This is a genomic window from Salisaeta longa DSM 21114 (assembly GCF_000419585.1).
GTDB classification, from domain to species: Bacteria; Bacteroidota; Rhodothermia; order Rhodothermales; family Salinibacteraceae; genus Salisaeta; species Salisaeta longa.
In genome coordinates, this window is record NZ_ATTH01000001.1 from 1087880 (window position 1) to 1104861 (window position 16982).

Here is a 16982-nt window from a genome sequence, read left to right on the forward strand (position 1 = left end):
GAGCGGGGATGAGCGATACAGGTCGCCTTATTGCACGAAGCTCCGTTCAGGTTTCCCGCCGCGTGGCCGTGCGGCCCCTGGCGGGCCCCGATTCGTCAGGGTTTGATGAATCGGGGCATGGCCGCACCGGTCACGACCCGATGGCCGCTTGCATCCGCCGCTGCGCAAGGACCGCGGCGCCCACCGGACCTGCGTCGTCGCCAAGGGCCGCCGGAACGATGCGGATGTCTTCGGCCCCGCGCCGCTGGAGGTAATGCGCCCGCGCGGTGCGCGCAATCGGCTCCAAGAAGGGCGCGCCGAGGCGCTCCACCACGCCTCCGCCGTAGACGACTACCTCGGGGTCGAGCACGTTGACCAGGTTGGCCGTTAGCAGCCCCAGGTAGTACTGCGCTTGCTGCATGGCCTCTTCCATGAGCGGATCTTCAGCGTCGAGCGCGGCCTCAATGACGCTGCTCGTGAGCTTTTCCTTCCCCTTCGCGTCCATGATGTCGAACACCTCGGTGGCGCGCCCCCGCGCTTGCTCCTCGCGAATGATCTTCTCCATCGCCGTTTTGCTCGCGTAGGCCTCCACGCAGCCCTCGCGCCCACAGCCGCACACGCGCCCGTGCGGCTTCACCACCATATGCCCAATCTCGCCGGCCGCGCCCCGCCATCCGCTGTGCAAGGTGCCGTCGATGACGACGCCCCCGCCAATGCCGCTGCCCACAAAAATCCCGACCATGTGCAGCGCGCCTTTGCCGGCACCGTACACGTGCTCGCCCACCACGCCGATGTTTACGTCGTTAGACACCATCACGGGCATGTCCAGCCGCTCGTGCAGCGCCTCGCCCAGCGGCACCTCGTGCCAGTCCAGGTTGGGCGCCGAGAGCACGACCCCCGTTTGCGGATCGACGGCCCCCGGCGCGCCAATGCACAACGCCTCAATGGCCGACGCGTCGCCGTCCAGCCGGTCGATGGCTTTCGTCACCGTTTCGGCGATGCGGTCGAGGACGGTGTCGACGCCGCGCTTGGCCTTCGTCTTTTTCTTTTTGGACGCGAGCACCGTCCCGCCACGGACGACCGCGGCCTCAATGTTGGTGCCGCCAAGGTCGACGCCTACGATTAGCGGATCATTCGTTTCCATGGAAAGCGCGGGCATGCGTGAGGAGAAAAGGGTGTGCTATTCAATGAACCACACACGCCGCACGAAGGCAAACGCCAACGCACCAGCGCTCCAACATTTTCAACCGTGGCTTACGGATGCAGGCGCCCCATCGTCCGTGGGAAGGGAATCGTCTCGCGCACGTGCTCACGACCGGTAATCCACGCCACGGTGCGCTCCAGACCCAACCCAAAGCCGCTGTGGGGCACCGAGCCAAACGTACGGAGGTCCAAGTACCAGTCAAACACGTCTTCCGGCAGGTCGTGGGCCGCAATCTGCTCCTTGAGGTAGTCCAGGTCGGTGGCCCGCTCGCCGCCGCCCACAATCTCTCCGTAGCCTTCTGGCGCCAACACGTCCAGCCCCAGCGCCAACCGATCATCTGCGGGGTCACGCTTCATGTAGAAGGCCTTGATCTTCGCAGGGAAGCGGTGGACGATGATCGGGCGGTCGAAGTGCCACGTCAGCACCGTTTCGTCCGACCCGCCAAAGTCTGCCCCCCACTCGAAGGTCTGCGCCGAGGTCTTCCAGTCGGGCAGGTTACGCAGCGCCTCCTCGATCTCGTCCACGCGCTTGTTGATTTCAATTTCGCGGGCGTCAATCTGCCGCTTGCGCCACTTCTTGGCTTGTCCGCGCTCGCTGGCGTTCGCCGCCTTTTCCTCTTCGAGCGTCGCTTTTTCCTCTTTGAGGGCGGCCATCCGGTCGTCGATGAGCGCTGCCGTCTTCTCGCTGCGTAGCAGCTCCACCGCCTCGTCGTAGCTGAGCCGCGGGAAGGGAGCCTTCACCTGTTCCAGCGCGGTGGTGTCGCGCTCCAGCGCCTCCAGCTCCGTCGTGCAGTGGGCCAGCACATCCTGAACGATGTGCGAGACGAAGTCTTCGGCCAATCGCATGTTCATGTCCAGATCGTAGAACGCCATCTCGGGCTCAATCATCCAGAACTCGCTGAGGTGGCGTCGCGTCTTCGATTTCTCTGCGCGGAAGGTGGGGCCAAAGGTGTAGATCTTGCCGAAGGCCATGGCCATCGCCTCCCCGTGCAACTGGCCGCTTTGCGTGAGGTACGCCTTCTCGTCTTCGAAGTAATCCAGCTCAAACAAGGTCGACGTACCCTCCACCGCGTTGCCCGTCAGGATGGGCGCGTCGGTCTGGATAAACCCGCGGTCCTGGTAAAACCGGTGGATCGACTGGATGATGTGGTTGCGGATGCGCAGCACGGCCCACTGGCTCTCGCTGCGCAGCCACAGGTGCCGGCGCTCCATCAAAAAGCCGATGCCGTGCTCCTTCGGCGTGATCGGATAATCGCCCGACGCCCCGATCAACGACAGGTCGCTCACCTGCATCTCGTACCCGCCCGGCGCCCGCTCATCGGCCGCTACGGTGCCCGTAACCGCCAGCGCCGCCTCCTGACTCGCGTCGTCGGCCACGGCCCAGGCGTCGTCCGACACGGCGTCGTTGCTCACCACGCATTGCACAAACCCCGAACCGTCGCGCAAGATGAGGAAGTAGAGATTCTTCGACCCGCGCTTGTTGTGCAGCCAGCCTTTCAGCGTAACCGTCTCGTCCTCATGTTCAGACAGGGCGTCGATGCGCGTAAAATCTTCAATCGGTGCGTCGGCCATGCGGCGTTGGGGAATGGATGTGAGGCAGTTGACAGTGCCTCCTGATACCGGCAGTATATTTCAGGTTCCATTTTATACCACTCATGCAGCAGACTATAACCGAAATTCGACAGGGATATGACGCGCCCTGCAACCTTGTAACGAGGCCGCGATTGCTTATTCCTTCATCGAACCGATCTGTGCGGTCCACATTCCAGATCATCCCTAGTTACCAAACCATGAAGTACGCAACATAATGAGTCTCCCAACATCAGAGATTTCGAAGGAGCAGGCTTATGGCTACCTGATGGGGTTGGCCCGCGGGCTGCGCATCGATCAGCACCGGTGGTTGCTGCAAAACGCGGTGCAAGAGGAGATGACGCCGGGTGAGCTCCTTGAACAGATTGTGGATGCGTACCGCGAGCGTGAGGAAGCGCCCGAAACTACTTCGGAGCAGCCAACCGCCGATTCTATCTTTTCGTTCAGCAATGGCGCATCCGCCGGCAACGGATCGGCGAGCGACGAGGCCGATGACGATTCAGACACGGGACAGATTCAGCGTGTGCTGAGCGACTACAACAGCCGCATTGAGGAGACGACCGGCGCGGCCTGAAGCATCTACGGGATGCTCATCCACGCACGACGTGCCCATCCGCGCGGCCCGCTCATAGCTGCAGCAGCAGATAGCCCAGGGCCGGCCCCGCAACCAGCACGTCCAACCACAGCATAGCATAGGGTCCGCCGCGCCGTTGGCACGCGCGACGGGCCATCGCGCCCATGAGGAGCAGCACACCCCCTTCGGCGACAACGACCGGGAGGGGCGGCCGGAGCACCGCGAGGAGCGCGAGGCCCACCATCACACTTCCCCCGCTGCTGTACATCACGCGCCGCGGCGTCCACTGCGCGGCCCACGGGCGGAGCCCCGCCGAAGCATCGCCCGCCCGATCGAGCCAATCGGCCACGATGACGTTGGGCAGCAGGAAGGCGACGCGATAGGCCCCAAGCGCAAGCGCATCGACCGACAGCGTCCCCGTAGCCTCCACCACAGGCAGCACCACCGCCGCAGCCGCCCAGGTGAATACGACGAGGCCCGTCTTGCCCGCGCTCCACCGCGCCTTGAGGCGACCGGCCCGCGGAACGAGCGGCACCACGTGCACCACGCCCGCGACCGCGACACCGCCCGCCGCCACGAGCGTCTCGGGGCGCACCAGCGCCACCGTACCGCCCACAAGCGCCGACGCCACGGCCGTTTCCAGCCACAGGTAGCGCCGATGCCGCGTCACCCAGCGCACGCGCCGCGGGCGGTTGTACACATCCTCGGCCGCAAACCCCAACACGCGGTCCGCGAGATACACGAGCGTCGTGCCCGCGCCGCCCATCACCAGCAGCGGACCCGACGGCGCCACGCCCAGCCAGGCCGAGGTGCCCAGCAGAAGCGCCACCGCCACCAACCCCATAAGCAGCGGATCGTGCGCTGCCCACTGAAGCACGCGAGACGCGCCGGTGGCCTGGGCGGGCGAAAACGTGGATGGGCGCGTAACGGCCATGAGCAAGCAGCCTGCTTCGAGACATCGGTACACACCTAACGCGCGGCCGTTAGCAGTGCTTCGCATGCGCCCATTAGAGCCTGCATCGACGCCCAGCGCGCACCTGCTTTCATCGACAACTCATAGCAAGTGCATGCGCGCCGCCCTACGTTGACAAGTCCAGCAGGAAGCGCTTCCGAACCTGTATCGGAGCCTTTCTAACACATACACGTTTTGTATGCACGCATCGGAGCGTCCGATGCAGGCGCACGCACCAAACGAGCTGTCTTTCGCTATGAAAGCACCCACGCACGTCACGAATCATCTGGAAGCTCTAGGACTCCGTCCCGCAACGGTCCACTACAACCTCACGCCGCCCGCGCTGTACGAGCACGCATTGGCGCGCACGGAGGGCCGACTGGCCGCCAATGGGCCGCTGGTGACCCGCACCGATCCATACACCGGGCGTAGCCCCAAGGATCGGTTTATCGTGAAGGATGCCCGCAACGCCGACTCGATTCACTGGGGCACGGTGAATCAGCCAACCGACGCGGCCACCTTTGAGGCCCTGCAGGCGCGCATGGTCGACTACGCCGCGCAGCGCGACCTCTTTGTGCAGGACCTGTATGCCGGCTGGGATGACACCTACCGCCTGCCGGTGCGCATTATCACCGAGAAGGCCTGGCACAGCTTGTTTGCCTACAACATGTTTGTGCGCCCCGAGGGGCCGCCCGCCGACTTCGAGCCGGGCTTTACCGTCCTCGACCTCTGCGGCTTTACCGCCGATCCCGCCCGCGACAACACCAACTCCGAAGCGGCCATCTTCGTGAACATGGCCGACGAGCTGGTGCTCATTGGCGGCACGCACTATGCCGGCGAAATTAAGAAGTCGATCTTTTCGGTGCTCAACTACCGCCTCACCGAGCACGACGTGCTGCCGATGCACTGCTCGGCCAACAAGGGCGACAGCGACGACACGGCGGTCTTCTTCGGACTCTCGGGTACCGGCAAGACGACGCTCTCGGCGGATGCCAGCCGCACGCTGATTGGCGATGACGAACACGGATGGAGCACCGACGGCGTCTTCAACTTCGAGGGCGGCTGCTATGCCAAGATGATCGACCTGACGCGCGAGGGCGAGCCCGAAATCTACAGCACCACCGAACGCTTCGGGACGATCCTGGAGAACGTGATCATCGATGAGGAAACGCGCGAACCCGACTTCACCGACGACGCGATCACGCGCAACACGCGCGGCTCCTATCCGCTCCACTACATCCCCAACGCCTCGGACACCGGGCAGGGCGGCCATCCGCAAACGGTGATCTTTTTGACGTACGATGCGTTTGGCGTGCTGCCGCCCATCGCGCGGCTCACCCCCGAACAAGCCATGTACCACTTCCTGAGCGGATACACCGCCAAGGTCGCCGGTACCGAGCGCGGCGTCTCGGCCCCCAAGGCCACCTTTAGCACGTGCTTCGGCGAGCCGTTCATGGTGCGCCACCCGTCGGTGTACGCCGAGATGTTGGGCGATCGTATCCGCGAGCACGACGCACAGTGCTGGCTGGTAAACACCGGCATCACCGGCGGCCCGTACGGCACCGGCCACCGCGTGGCGCTGGCGCACACCCGCCGCATGGTCGACGCGGCCTTGCGCGGAGCCCTCGACGCTACCGACACGACGCCCCATCCGTTCTTTGGCGTCGGCATTCCGCACAGCGTAGACGGCGTGCCCAGCGACATCCTCAACCCGCGCAATACGTGGGAGGACCCCGCGGCCTACGACGATCAGGCCCGCACCCTCGCGGAAATGTTCGTCAACAACTTTGCGCAGTACGAGGATTACGTCTCGGAGGCCGTGCGCGACGCGGCGCCCACGGTGCAAGCATCGGCCGTCGACGCGTAAGCCCACGACGGTCGCCGTACCACATCGCAACAACCAACGCGCAGGGACATGCCCCACAGGGGATGTCCCTGTGTTTTTATGCAGGGCCATCGCATCAATCGTGCCGGTTCGCGCTGACGCCACTCAGGAGGGATGTGCAAAGTGGCGATACATGCCCCGCAAGCAGGAACCGCCGTTGAAGCGCTCAGGGCGGATGCACGATGACTCATGCAATGGCGCTGTCAGTATCCCCCGCTGATTGCATGGTGCGTTCCTGCTCATCCGCGGAGATTGCCCTTCCAGGATGACCTTGCGGCCCCACCACAGGCATGATCTTCAGTCCCCACGCTCACTACGTTTGCTCGCAATGACAAGAGGAGTGAAATGCCGAAGCGATACGTGAATGGTTCAGAGGGCTGTTCCGGCGGGTTTGACCAACTGCACGCGCAACGCACAAAAAACCAGTACCCTCCTTGTCATCGCGAGGAGCGACCGTAGGGAGTGACGTGGGGGCCGAAGGTCATATCTATGATGGGGCCGGAGGTCATGCCCGTGGTGGGGCCGGAGGTCATATCTATGATGCGATCTCCAGGTACGGGAAGGAACGCTCCATTGCGGAGACTGCCTTGTGTTTTTGCGCCCTGTGACCAGCGGTGCTATGCGGCCATAAGATACTTTTTGAGGTAGCGCTCGGCCTCCTGGCGCACCATGCTTTGCATGGGCTTCAGCATAAAGCCGAGATCCACCTGCACCGTTACCTCTTGCGCCGCCACACGAATCTGGCCTTCCGCCCCGCTTCCCTCAAAGTGAAGCGTGTCGGTCGCCCAGTGGTGGCTAACGCCCAGCCGATCCGACAATTTCTGGGCCACTTTTTCGACGGCGGTGCGGGCTTGCGCCTTGGTGAGTGCGTGCGACTGCGTGAGTTCGATATCGGCCATAGGGATGCGGTGTGTGCAAGCAACAACGGACGATGCACAACGCGCCCCGAAAGGGCGATGTTGCAGCAGGCGACCTGGCCGCAGGAAACCGACGGCCCAACGAAGCACGACCCGCCAAGCCCTCTGCTCACGCATGTCTTCGTGCGCATTTTGTGTGGAATACGTGCCCACGCCTTCGTTTTGATGGAGCCTCTGCTGCCTTCCCTGTACGTTGGCCCATCGACCGATCAACAAAATGACGCCCCAACCGGATGTCCCGCTTTGCCGCTGTGCTGTGCCTTGCTCTAGGTGTTTTTGCATGGCCCGCTGACACCCACGCACAGGACGCCCCCGCCGACACCACGCTCCGCTACGAGGAGCCGCCCCGCGCGACCCTCAACTTTTGGGCGACCGACCGGCGCATTCAGCTGCTCGACCGCATCCACGCCACCGACAACCGGACGTACGACCGGGGCGTCTTTCGGCACATCACCCCAGGGATGGATCGCGAGTATGCGCTCGACATGGTCTCGTACCAGTTCTCGATGATGGCCAACCATGCCTGGCAGCAAACGCCCGATGGCATGCGGCTTCGCTTTGGCAGCATCCAGCGGCCCGACTGGGCGGTGGTTACCCAACTGAAAGAACAAACCGCGTTTGGCAAGACGCACGGCCTTTCTGTGAACGCTTGGCTGCAGCAAGACGCCCGCGCCAGCCGCGCCTTCGTGGAACTGGGCTACGGCTGGTCGCCTGCCAAGGGGCACCGGGTGGGCATTCAGCATACTTTTGCCGATTACAAGCCCAGCCTCGACGCGACGCTGTTCTACGTCTACCGCCACCCGTCAATTGGCGCCGTGCGGGCCACCGTAACGGCGCTCGACGTCTACAACGATTTTATTTACGAAGGGCTGGGTGTTGAGGCCAATCAGGAAGATATCGTGCGCACCTACGGGCACCGTCCCTTTCTTTTGGGGCTGGAGTGGAACAGCCCCGCACGCTATCCGCTTCGCGCAGAACTTGTTGCCCACGTGCAAACGCAGAGCGCGGCCACCCTTCGGTCGCAGCGCGAGGCTGGATACGCGTACACCGATGTGCGGGAGGCGGCCTTTGGTGGGGCGCTGCTTGCGTATGAACGGGCCTGGTGGACGGTAGGCGTTGAGGCGCGCTACGATCGCAGCGCCTTGCAGCGCACCGGCTTGGGGCCGGCCGTGCAAAGCGCCTACGCAACGGAGCAGACGTTTTGGCATTACGGCGCGTTTGCCGCCGCCCACTGGGGCCGTTGGCGTACCGAAGCCACATATGCCATCGAAGACTACACCGACCGGCAGAGCGGACGCAACTTCGAGCTCTCCACCGTGGGCCGCGCCTTCCGATACAATGAACGGCGTCACGTAACGCGCATCCAGGGCACCTACGATATTGCCGGGGGCGCGTGGCCGTATGTGGGCCTCGAATATGCCGCCGTCGTGCGCAACCTCAACGGCGACAAAACTGTCCTCACGCGCAACTGGACAAGCGAATACTACACCGAAGGGCCCAGCAACTACCGCGTCAACCTTCTGCTGGGCTACCGCTTTCGGCGCGGCTCGTTCGTGTTTGGCGTGGGCTACGACACCGATAACGACGACCTCCCGCCCGGCATCCCCGATTCGCCCGGTCGTTTCGATAATGCGTACAGCCGCCTCACCATCGTGTGGTAGACGACACGCCACTTGCCTTTTGAAGCGGAAACCGTTTTGTTGGAGAACCACCCGTTTCCAGCACGCACGCTCCCGCTTATGTCCCACGCTACGATTCGTCGCTTCGCCTGCAGCATTGTCGTTCTGCTTTTCAGTGTTGCCGCCGCGTCCGGCCAGTCGGTGCAAGCACCCGGCGATTTCTTAGGCCACCGCCTGGGCGAGCAGTTTACGCACCACCACCGGGTGGTTGACTACGTGACGCACGTTGCCGCGCAGTCCGATCGTGTGCAGCTTGAACGCTACGGGCAGTCGTACGAAGGGCGGCCGCTGCTTGCCACGTACATCTCAACGCCCGAGAACCTCGCGCGGCTCAAGGAGCTGCGCACGGCGCACCTGCAGCGCATCGGATTAACCGCGGGCGCCGCGGCGCCGCCCAACGCCAACACACCCGCCATCGTGTGGCTCAGCTACAACGTGCATGGCAACGAGTCGGTCTCCACCGAAGCAGCCATGAGCGTGCTGCACCGGTTGGCCACCCGCACGGGCGACGTACAGGAATGGCTGCAGAACGTGATTGTGGTGCTCGACCCCTGCCTCAATCCCGACGGCCGCGAGCGGTACGTGCACTGGTACGAGCGCACGCGCGGCATGCAGCCCAACGCCTCGCCGCAGGCCCGCAGTCACCACGAGCCGTGGCACGCGGGGCGCTCCAACCACTACTACTTCGACCTGAACCGCGATTGGGCCTGGGCGGTGCAGCAGGAGACGCGCCAGCGCCTGGCGCTGTACAACACCTGGATGCCGCACATCCACGTCGATTTTCACGAGCAGGGATACAACGAACCCTACTATTTCGCCCCGGCGGCCGAGCCCATCCACGAAAACGTGACGGCGTTTCAGCGCCGCTTTCAGGAGACGGTGGGCCTGAACAACGCTCGGTACTTCGACCGCAACGGCTGGCTGTACTTCACCGGCGAGGTGTTCGACCTGTTCTATCCCGGCTACGGCGACACGTGGCCGCTCTTCAACGGCGCGATTGGCATGACCTACGAGCAGGGCGGCATTGGCGCGGGGCTGGCCGTGCGCACCGCAGCGGGCGATACGCTGACGCTCGACGAGCGCATTGCGCACCATCGCGCCAGCAGCCTGGCCACCATCGAAACCGCGGCCACCCATCGGGGCACACTCGTTCAGGAGTTCATCGACTACTACCGCTCGGGGCAAGACGACCCGCCCGGGCACTACGCCGCCTACCTCGTAAAAGCAACCACCGCCGACCGGGATCGGATCGCGGCGCTTCACGACCACCTCACCCGCCAAGGCATCGTGGCAACGGTGGCGCGCGCTGCGGCCGGACGCGTGCAGGGCACCCGCTACCACGACGGCCTGCGCACCGACGTGCAGATTGCAGCGGGCGACCTTGTGGTGCCGGCGCAGCAGCCCAAGGCGCGCCTCACCAAGGTGCTGATGGAGCCGCGGCCCACGATCATCGATTCGGTGACGTACGACATCACCGCCTGGACGCTGCCCTACGCCTACGGGCTCGAAGCGTACGGCCTGTCGCGTGCGCCCCAGGTGGCGGAGGCGCGGGCGCCCACCGGTCCTAGCGCGCCCGCCGAGGGGGCGCCCTACGCCTACGTGGTGGCCTGGAAGAGCCTGGCCGACGTCGCCTTTGTGGGCGACCTGCTGGAGCAGGGCCTTCAGGCGCGCATCGCCCGGCAGGGCTTCGCCTTGCGCGGCACCACCTACGCCCGCGGCACGCTCATCTTCACCCGCGCCGACAACAAGGCGCTGGGCGAGGCCTTCGACCGCCGCATGCGCCGGCTGGCCGACACCCACGATCAACCAATTGTTGCAGCGGCCACGGGACTCGTCGACCAGGGCCCCGACTTCGGGTCGGCCAATGTGCCGGTGATGGATCGTCCTACGGTGGCCACGCTCGGCGGCCCGCCAGCATCTTCCTACGACGTGGGCGAGGTGTGGCACTTCTTCGACCAGACCATCGCCTACCCGCTCACCCTCCTTCCGCCCGATGACTTTGCGGCATCGATGCTCGACGACGTGGATGTTCTCATTCTGCCGGGCGGCTACGGCTATGCCGACTGGATGACGAGTGCGCGGCGCGCGGCGCTCGTGGAATGGGTGCGCAATGGCGGTCAGCTGATCGCCCTCGGGCGCGCCAACCACGCCCTGGCCGGGCACAAGCCGTTTGCGCTGAAGGCGAAGCCCCCGCTGCCCGACACCTCGGCCCTCGATACGTACGGCACGGCCGAACGCACGGCCGCCATGCGCGGCACGCCCGGCAGCATCCACCTGGCGCAGCTCGACACCACCCATCCCCTGGCCGCGGGCCTCGGGGCGCGCTACTACAGCCTCAAAACGAGCGGCTTGGCCTTTAGCTACCTCAGCGACGGCTGGAACGTGGCTACCCTGCCCACCGGAACGCCCCTGGCTGGCTTTATTGGCACAACGGCGCAGCAGCGCATCGCCGAAACGCTCGTCTTTGGGACGCAGCCCCTGGGCGAGGGCACGGTTGTTTACTTTGCCGACAACCCGCTCTTCCGCGGCTTCTGGTATGGCGGGCAAATGGCGTTTAGCAACGCGGTCTTCCAGCTCAGCGTGCCGTAACGTGCGACACGTTGCAAGCTGAAGAAACGGACTGGCAAGGCAATCGCATCAATTTGGATTCGTACTAACGCCAATCAGGAGTGATTTGCAAAATGATGATGATATGCCTTTGAAGCATGGGCTGACTTTGAAATGCTCAGTGCGGATTCACGATGACTCATGCGGTGGCTCTATCAGTACATCTCGCTTATTGCAATGTGCGGCAGGTTTTTGCTCGTTTGTGGAGATTGCCCTTTCAGGATGACCTAAAGGCCCCGCCACAGGCATGACCTGGAGGCCCCTACGCTCTCTGCATTCGCTCGCGACGAAATGAATGGTTGGCTGAAGGCTCAAACGTCGAGGCTTCAAATGAACGTTCGGGTGGATTTGCGCATCTGCACGCTCAACGCATGAAAAAGCAGTATGCTTCTTGTCATCGCGAGGAGTGAGGGGCCTTGGTCATGCCACTGGTGCGCATGCGAGCGACGCGGCGATCTCCATGTACGAGCAGGAGCGGCCCATTGCGGAGATTGCCGCGCTCACTCCGTTCGCTCGCAATGACAATAGGAATGAAATGTAGAAACGATACGTGAATGGTTCAGATGACTGTTCGAACGGATTCGACCAGCTGCACGATCAACGCACAAAAAAGGAGCACGCTGCTTGTCATCGCGAGAACTGAGCAGATGCGAAGGACACGGGGATGCCCGTGATGCGATCTCCATGTACGGGCAGGAGTGACCCATTGCGGATATCGCTCTTTGGAAGATGTCCAAGACCGTTGCAACAATCTTGCTTATTCATTCTGACGCCGTTCAGGAATGATTTTCAAAAAGATGGTGAATGCCTTGGAAGCACAAGCCGTCTTCAAAGCGAACGGGTCGTGTGCACGTTTACTCATGCTAATGTCATGGCCGCGCCGGGCACCGCTTGATCTTGCCCTATGTGAGATGTATGATACAGATGTGGAACATATGTTTATCCCTCGGGACCGACGGCGCTTATGGGACGCAAAAAGCTCACGGCCAAGCAACATGAGTTTCTGCAGTACCTCATCGACTTCGTGGACGACCACGAGGTGTGGCCGACCTACCAAGCCATCATCGACCACTTTCAGTACCGGTCGCCGAACAGCGTCACGCAAAACCTGAAAGCCCTGCACCGCAAGGGGCATCTTATCCGCGACGAGCAGCACGGCTACCAGCTGGCGCCGCGCTACCAGGGTTCCGCTGAACCCGGCATTCCCATCCGCGGCATCATCTCGGCGGGCACGTTGCAAGAAGCCGTCGAGGCCGACCTAGGCACCATCACGCTGGACGTCCTCTTCCCGCATCTTGACCGCATGTTCGCCATCCGCGTCTCGGGGCAATCCATGAAAGGCGCCGACATCCACGATGGCGACTACGTGCTGCTCATTGACGATGACATCCCCAACGGCGGCATTGGGGCCGTGTTGTATGACGGCGAAACGTCACTCAAGCGCGTGTACCATGACGATGTGGATGGCCTGCGGCTCGAACCGGCCAATCCCGACTATGACGACATTCACATCTGCCCGGATGTGTTTGAGGAGGTGCGCGTCTTGGGCCGCTACGTGGGCCACGTAAGCGACCGGGGCATCTTCAAGCGATCGGCGTGATGCCGGAAGTACGCCTCGGGGCACCGCTCGCCTCCTCTCACGTCACGCGGGCCACGCGCGGCAGCAGCACACGAATGGTGGTGCCCCGGCCCTGCACGCTGTCAATTTCTAGCGTCCCGTTCATCTTCTCGACGAGGCGCTTTGACACCGTAAGGCCCAGTCCGCTACCCTGGTGGGTGCGCGCGAGGCCCTCGCTTTCTTGCGAGAAGGCATCGAAGATACGCGGCAAGAACGACGCGTCGATGCCGCAGCCCGTATCGGTCACCTCAATGGACACCGTGTCGGCGGTCGCGTCTACACAAATGGCCACCTCGCCCTCGGACGTAAACTTGACTGCGTTGTCGACGAGGTGATGCAACACCCGCCCGAACAGCTCATAATCGAGGCGCGCATAGACGCGCTCGTCGGGCGTTTCGAGCGTGAAGTCGAGGCCTTGCGCCTCGACCATGTGCACGAGGCTCTCGGTGAGGCCGTGCACGGCTTCGGATACAGCATGCGTCTTCAGCGACAGATCCAGCGCATCCGCTTCCAGTTGCGCCAGGTCGAGCAGCGAATCGAGGGTGAGGTGCAGGCGCCGCCCGCTGCGCTCAATGAGCCGGATGAAGCGCCGGTACTTGTCGGGCACGCCCTCGCGCAGCATCGACGTAAACCCGAGGATGACCGTGAGCGGCGTGCGCATTTCGTGGGTCATGTTTGAGAGCACCGCCGAGCGAAACCGCGCCACCTCCTCGGCCTTTTCCTTTGCCTCCACGAGGGCCGCGCGGGCTTCGGTGCGGCGCGTGATGTCCGTCATCACCGTAAGCACGCACGGCTCATCGCGCAGGCGAATCCGCTGAAAGGAGCAGAGCATGGTCACCGTGTCGCCGGCTGCTGTCCGAAACTGTGCCTCAAAGTCTCGCACCGCCGACTCCTCAGCGAGACGATTTTTGAGGGTTTCGCGGCGGGACGGATCGGCCCACAGCCCCAATTCATCGGCCGGCGTGTGGGTAAGCTCCGAGCGGCTGTAGCCGAGCGCCGTGCACATCGCGTCGTTCACGTCGAGGTACTGCCCGTCTGCCAGGCGGCAGATGCCCACCGGGGCGGGGCTGGTTCGAAACACCTTTTGGAACAGGTCGCGGCTTTCGCGGAGCGCCGCGGTGGCCTCCTTGCGTGCGGTCACATCCGCAAACCCAATCAGCGCGCACGACACGCCGTTTAGCTCTGCCTGACGAGCGCTGCACAGCACCGTCCGCGGCGCGCCCGTCTTGCACGGGAGCACGAGCTCGTAATCCTGGAAGCTGCCTTCCTGTTGCAGGTGCGCTACAAGGCGCAGGCGCTCCGTCGCCGGTAGCCCGCCCTCAACGTCGGCAATGCGCTGCCCCACCAACTGATGCGCCGTGTAGCCCGTAAGCTCCGTGAGCCGATCGCTCACTTCCATGATGGCTCCCGTCTTCATCTCCACGATCATGAGCGCCGCCGGCCCTAAGTGGAAGGCGGTGTCGAAGAGGTTGAGCGTTTCGGCAAGCGTTTCGGCAAGCTGATGCTGCGTTGCCCGATCGCGCAACACCGCGAGCGTCTGCGACGGGTCGTTAGGCAGGTGCACAAACGCAAGGGCGAGCCGCTGCGCCGGCGCTGCGGGGAACCGATATTCGGAGAACGCAGGCGTCTCCTCGGCCCCATCCGCCGCCCACTGCTGCATGAGGCGGGAGCGCTCGTCGTCGGCCACAACCTGCGAGAGGGTGGCCCCCTGCAGCTCCGACGGGTCGCTGCGCCCCAGCAGGCGCCCGGCCCTCGCGTTCGCAAACCGGATGGTGCCCGCGTGGGCGTCGAGCAACAACAGGCCATCGGGCACTGCGTGCAGCACCGCCGGTGACACCGGAGCTGCCGTGAGGCGCTTCCGCAATTCGTCGTTCGCATCGCGCGACGCTTGTAACGCCTCGTGCAGCCGCTCTACTTCGCCACGCAACTGCTGCTTCGATGCGTTGTCTACATCAATCATATGGTCGGCCCTGTGGTCCTTCCCACGTCGAGGATGCGCGCACCGCACCTGCAGGTAAGGGAAGATGGATTACTGCATGTGATTAAAGGCCTTCACCAAGCGGGCGTTGCATGATTTGGTATGGTTGGCGTTACGGTCTTGCAAGCCTTTCGACGGTCGTTCGTTACCGCCACCAGCCACAAGCACGCCGTTCAATACCAGTAGGGCGCCACCAGCTCGAGCACGCGCTTGCTCGCCCGCGCATTTTGCTCGTTGATGGACGCGCGCCGGGGGACATCGAACGTTTTGTCTGCGGGATCGCGCAGCGTCTCGGACGGCAAGCCGTGCGTGTCGCTACTCCACTGCTGCCGCCATACGCCCGGGATGTCGTTGGGGAGCTCCACGGCACACAGCGCCCCAACAAGCAGCGCCCAGATCCGCGCGGTGGCCTCCGGCTGATACCCGCCGCCTAGTGTAAACAGCGCCCGTCCCTGCGTGTGCTCGTCGGCCAGATCCACCAGCTGCGCAAAGATTGTCTCGTACGCGCGGGTGGTGAGCAGCATATCGGCTAGCGGATCGCTGAAGTGCGCATCGGCGCCGCATTGCACCACCAGCACATCGGGTTGAAAGCGCTCAAGGGCAAAGGGTACGACGCGCTCGAACGTCTCGATGTAGCTTTCGTCTTCGGTAAACGGCTCTAACGGAACGTTCAGCGTGGTGCCTTCGCCCGCCCCGACGCCCACTTCATGCACGCCCCCCGTGCCGGGAAAGAGGTACCGCCCCGACTCATGCAAGCTCAGAGCCAGCACGCCCGGATCCTCGTAGTGAAGGGCTTGCACGCCGTCGCCATGATGCACGTCGATGTCGATGTACGCCACCCGCTCTCCGGCGTCCCGAAGCGCGTGAATGGCCACCGACAGGTCGCTGTACACGCAAAACCCCGATGCCATCGCCCGCTGGGCATGATGGAGGCCGCCGCCGCACTGAAGCACGCGGGCCGCGCGGCCTTCCAAGATGCATCGCGCGCCGAAGAGGGTGCCGCCCACCAGCCCGCGGGCCGCTGCATCCATCCCTTCAAACAGCGGCACGTCCATCGTGTCGAGGCCATACGCTTTGGCCTGCGGGGTCGCCTCGCCCCGCGAGGCCGCCGCCACGGCGTCGATGAACGCCGCGTCATGCACGCGGGCCACGTCCGCTCGCGTCGCCACGGAAGGTGCCGTAAGGTCCACGGGATGCCCCAGCGCCTCCAGCAGGGAGAAAAGCATCGCCTGGCGCTTCGGACTGAACGGATGGTCGGCGCCAAAGTCGTAGCGATCGTAGCGGGAATGGTAGACAAACAGAGGAGACACCAAAGAGTCGTGGATTGTGAAAGGAACCGGGGTCGTAGCTGCGCCTCAGCTCGGCTTTGCGACGGGCCACACCACATCGAAGCCTTCAGAGCGAAGGGCTTCCGCGATGGGCCGCACGTTGAGGGTATCCACCCGCAGGATGACGTGCAGCCGGTCTTCGGATGCCTCGGGCGCTGCTTCCGGGCCCTCGTGCTGGTGCGGGCGGTAATAGCTGAGCACCGAGCGAATGTCCAGGCCCGCCTCGGCCACGCGCTGCGTGAGGCGCGCCAGTTGCCCAGGTTCGTCGACGAGCGCCACGGCGAGGCGGCCGCCGGGCTTTTCGATGCCGGTAAGCCGCAGCACGGCCTCCATGACGTTCGTCACCGTCACGATGCCGCGCAGGTCGGCGCCATCCAGTACCGGCAGGCACCCAATGCGCTTCGTTTGCAACAGGCGGGCGGCCTCTTCCACCGGGTCGAGCGGGCCCGCCGTGATGGGATCGGGCGTCATGACCTGTTCGACGGATGCCTCGGCCTCCGAGGGGCGCGGATGCAGAGCGCTGGTTGCGAACCGCAGATCGCGATCGGTCACAACGCCCACCAGCCGCCGCCCGTCCATCACCGGCAGGTGCCGCAGATCATGCTCATGCATGTAGCGATACGCCGAGACAATCGACCGACCCGGCGCCGTGGTGACTACCGGATGTTGCAT

12 protein-coding genes are annotated in these 16982 nt (G+C 63.9%); 5 read left to right on the plus strand and 7 right to left on the minus strand.

The window, feature by feature from the left end; genetic code table 11:
• Nucleotides 1–130: 130 nt before the first annotated feature.
• Both SALLO_RS0104585 and SALLO_RS0104590 read right to left on the minus strand, forming a co-directional pair.
• On the minus strand, nt 131–1138 hold the full coding sequence (locus SALLO_RS0104585; RefSeq protein ID WP_022835144.1) for an ROK family protein: 1008 nt from the start codon (nt 1136–1138) through the stop codon (nt 131–133).
• Between the two features lie 95 nt (nt 1139–1233).
• On the minus strand, nt 1234–2754 hold the full coding sequence (locus SALLO_RS0104590) for an asparagine--tRNA ligase (RefSeq protein WP_022835145.1): 1521 nt from the start codon (nt 2752–2754) through the stop codon (nt 1234–1236).
• A gap of 235 nt (nt 2755–2989) precedes the next feature.
• On the opposite strand from SALLO_RS0104590, the gene SALLO_RS0104595 reads away from it, so the two are divergent.
• A complete protein-coding gene (locus SALLO_RS0104595) occupies nt 2990–3346 on the plus strand; it encodes a hypothetical protein (protein WP_157621259.1) in 357 nt (118 codons plus the stop codon).
• A 52-nt stretch (nt 3347–3398) separates the two neighbouring features.
• Here the strand turns inward: SALLO_RS0104595 and SALLO_RS15240 are convergent, their stop codons facing one another.
• Complete coding sequence (locus SALLO_RS15240) at nt 3399–4280, minus strand: UbiA prenyltransferase family protein (protein WP_022835147.1); 882 nt, start codon at nt 4278–4280, stop codon at nt 3399–3401.
• Between the two features lie 274 nt (nt 4281–4554).
• On the opposite strand from SALLO_RS15240, the gene pckA reads away from it, so the two are divergent.
• Nucleotides 4555–6165 carry a phosphoenolpyruvate carboxykinase (ATP) gene (gene pckA, locus SALLO_RS0104605; protein WP_022835148.1) on the plus strand — a complete coding sequence of 537 codons (1611 nt, stop codon included), beginning with the start codon at nt 4555–4557 and terminating at the stop codon, nt 6163–6165.
• A gap of 635 nt (nt 6166–6800) precedes the next feature.
• Here pckA and SALLO_RS18600 read toward each other — a convergent pair.
• A complete protein-coding gene (locus tag SALLO_RS18600; RefSeq protein WP_022835149.1) occupies nt 6801–7082 on the minus strand; it encodes a polyhydroxyalkanoic acid system family protein in 282 nt (93 codons plus the stop codon).
• Nucleotides 7083–7333: 251 nt separating this feature from the next.
• Here SALLO_RS18600 and SALLO_RS0104615 point away from each other — a divergent pair, with 251 nt between their 5' ends.
• The 3 genes from SALLO_RS0104615 to SALLO_RS0104630 all read left to right on the plus strand — a co-directional run bounded on the left by SALLO_RS0104615 (nt 7334) and on the right by SALLO_RS0104630 (nt 12986).
• Complete coding sequence (locus SALLO_RS0104615; RefSeq protein WP_022835150.1) at nt 7334–8761, plus strand: hypothetical protein; 1428 nt, start codon at nt 7334–7336, stop codon at nt 8759–8761.
• A 78-nt stretch (nt 8762–8839) separates the two neighbouring features.
• The gene (locus SALLO_RS0104620; RefSeq protein ID WP_022835151.1) at nt 8840–11368 is read left to right on the plus strand and encodes a M14 family metallopeptidase; all 2529 of its coding nucleotides are present in this window, start codon (nt 8840–8842) and stop codon (nt 11366–11368) included.
• 982 nt (nt 11369–12350) lie between these two features.
• Nucleotides 12351–12986, plus strand: coding sequence for a LexA family protein (locus tag SALLO_RS0104630; protein WP_022835152.1), 636 nt, complete (start codon nt 12351–12353; stop codon nt 12984–12986).
• Between the two features lie 37 nt (nt 12987–13023).
• On the opposite strand, the gene SALLO_RS17655 is transcribed toward SALLO_RS0104630, so the two are convergent.
• The 3 genes from SALLO_RS17655 to SALLO_RS0104645 form a co-directional block, all read right to left on the minus strand.
• Nucleotides 13024–14964: a sensor histidine kinase gene (locus tag SALLO_RS17655; RefSeq protein WP_022835153.1), complete on the minus strand. Its 1941-nt coding sequence runs from the start codon at nt 14962–14964 to the stop codon at nt 13024–13026.
• Nucleotides 14965–15155: 191 nt separating this feature from the next.
• A complete protein-coding gene (locus SALLO_RS0104640) occupies nt 15156–16283 on the minus strand; it encodes an acetoin utilization protein AcuC (RefSeq protein WP_028566905.1) in 1128 nt (375 codons plus the stop codon).
• Between the two features lie 54 nt (nt 16284–16337).
• Entirely contained in the window at nt 16338–16982 is a 645-nt protein-coding gene (locus SALLO_RS0104645; protein ID WP_267283236.1) for a CBS and ACT domain-containing protein, read from the minus strand.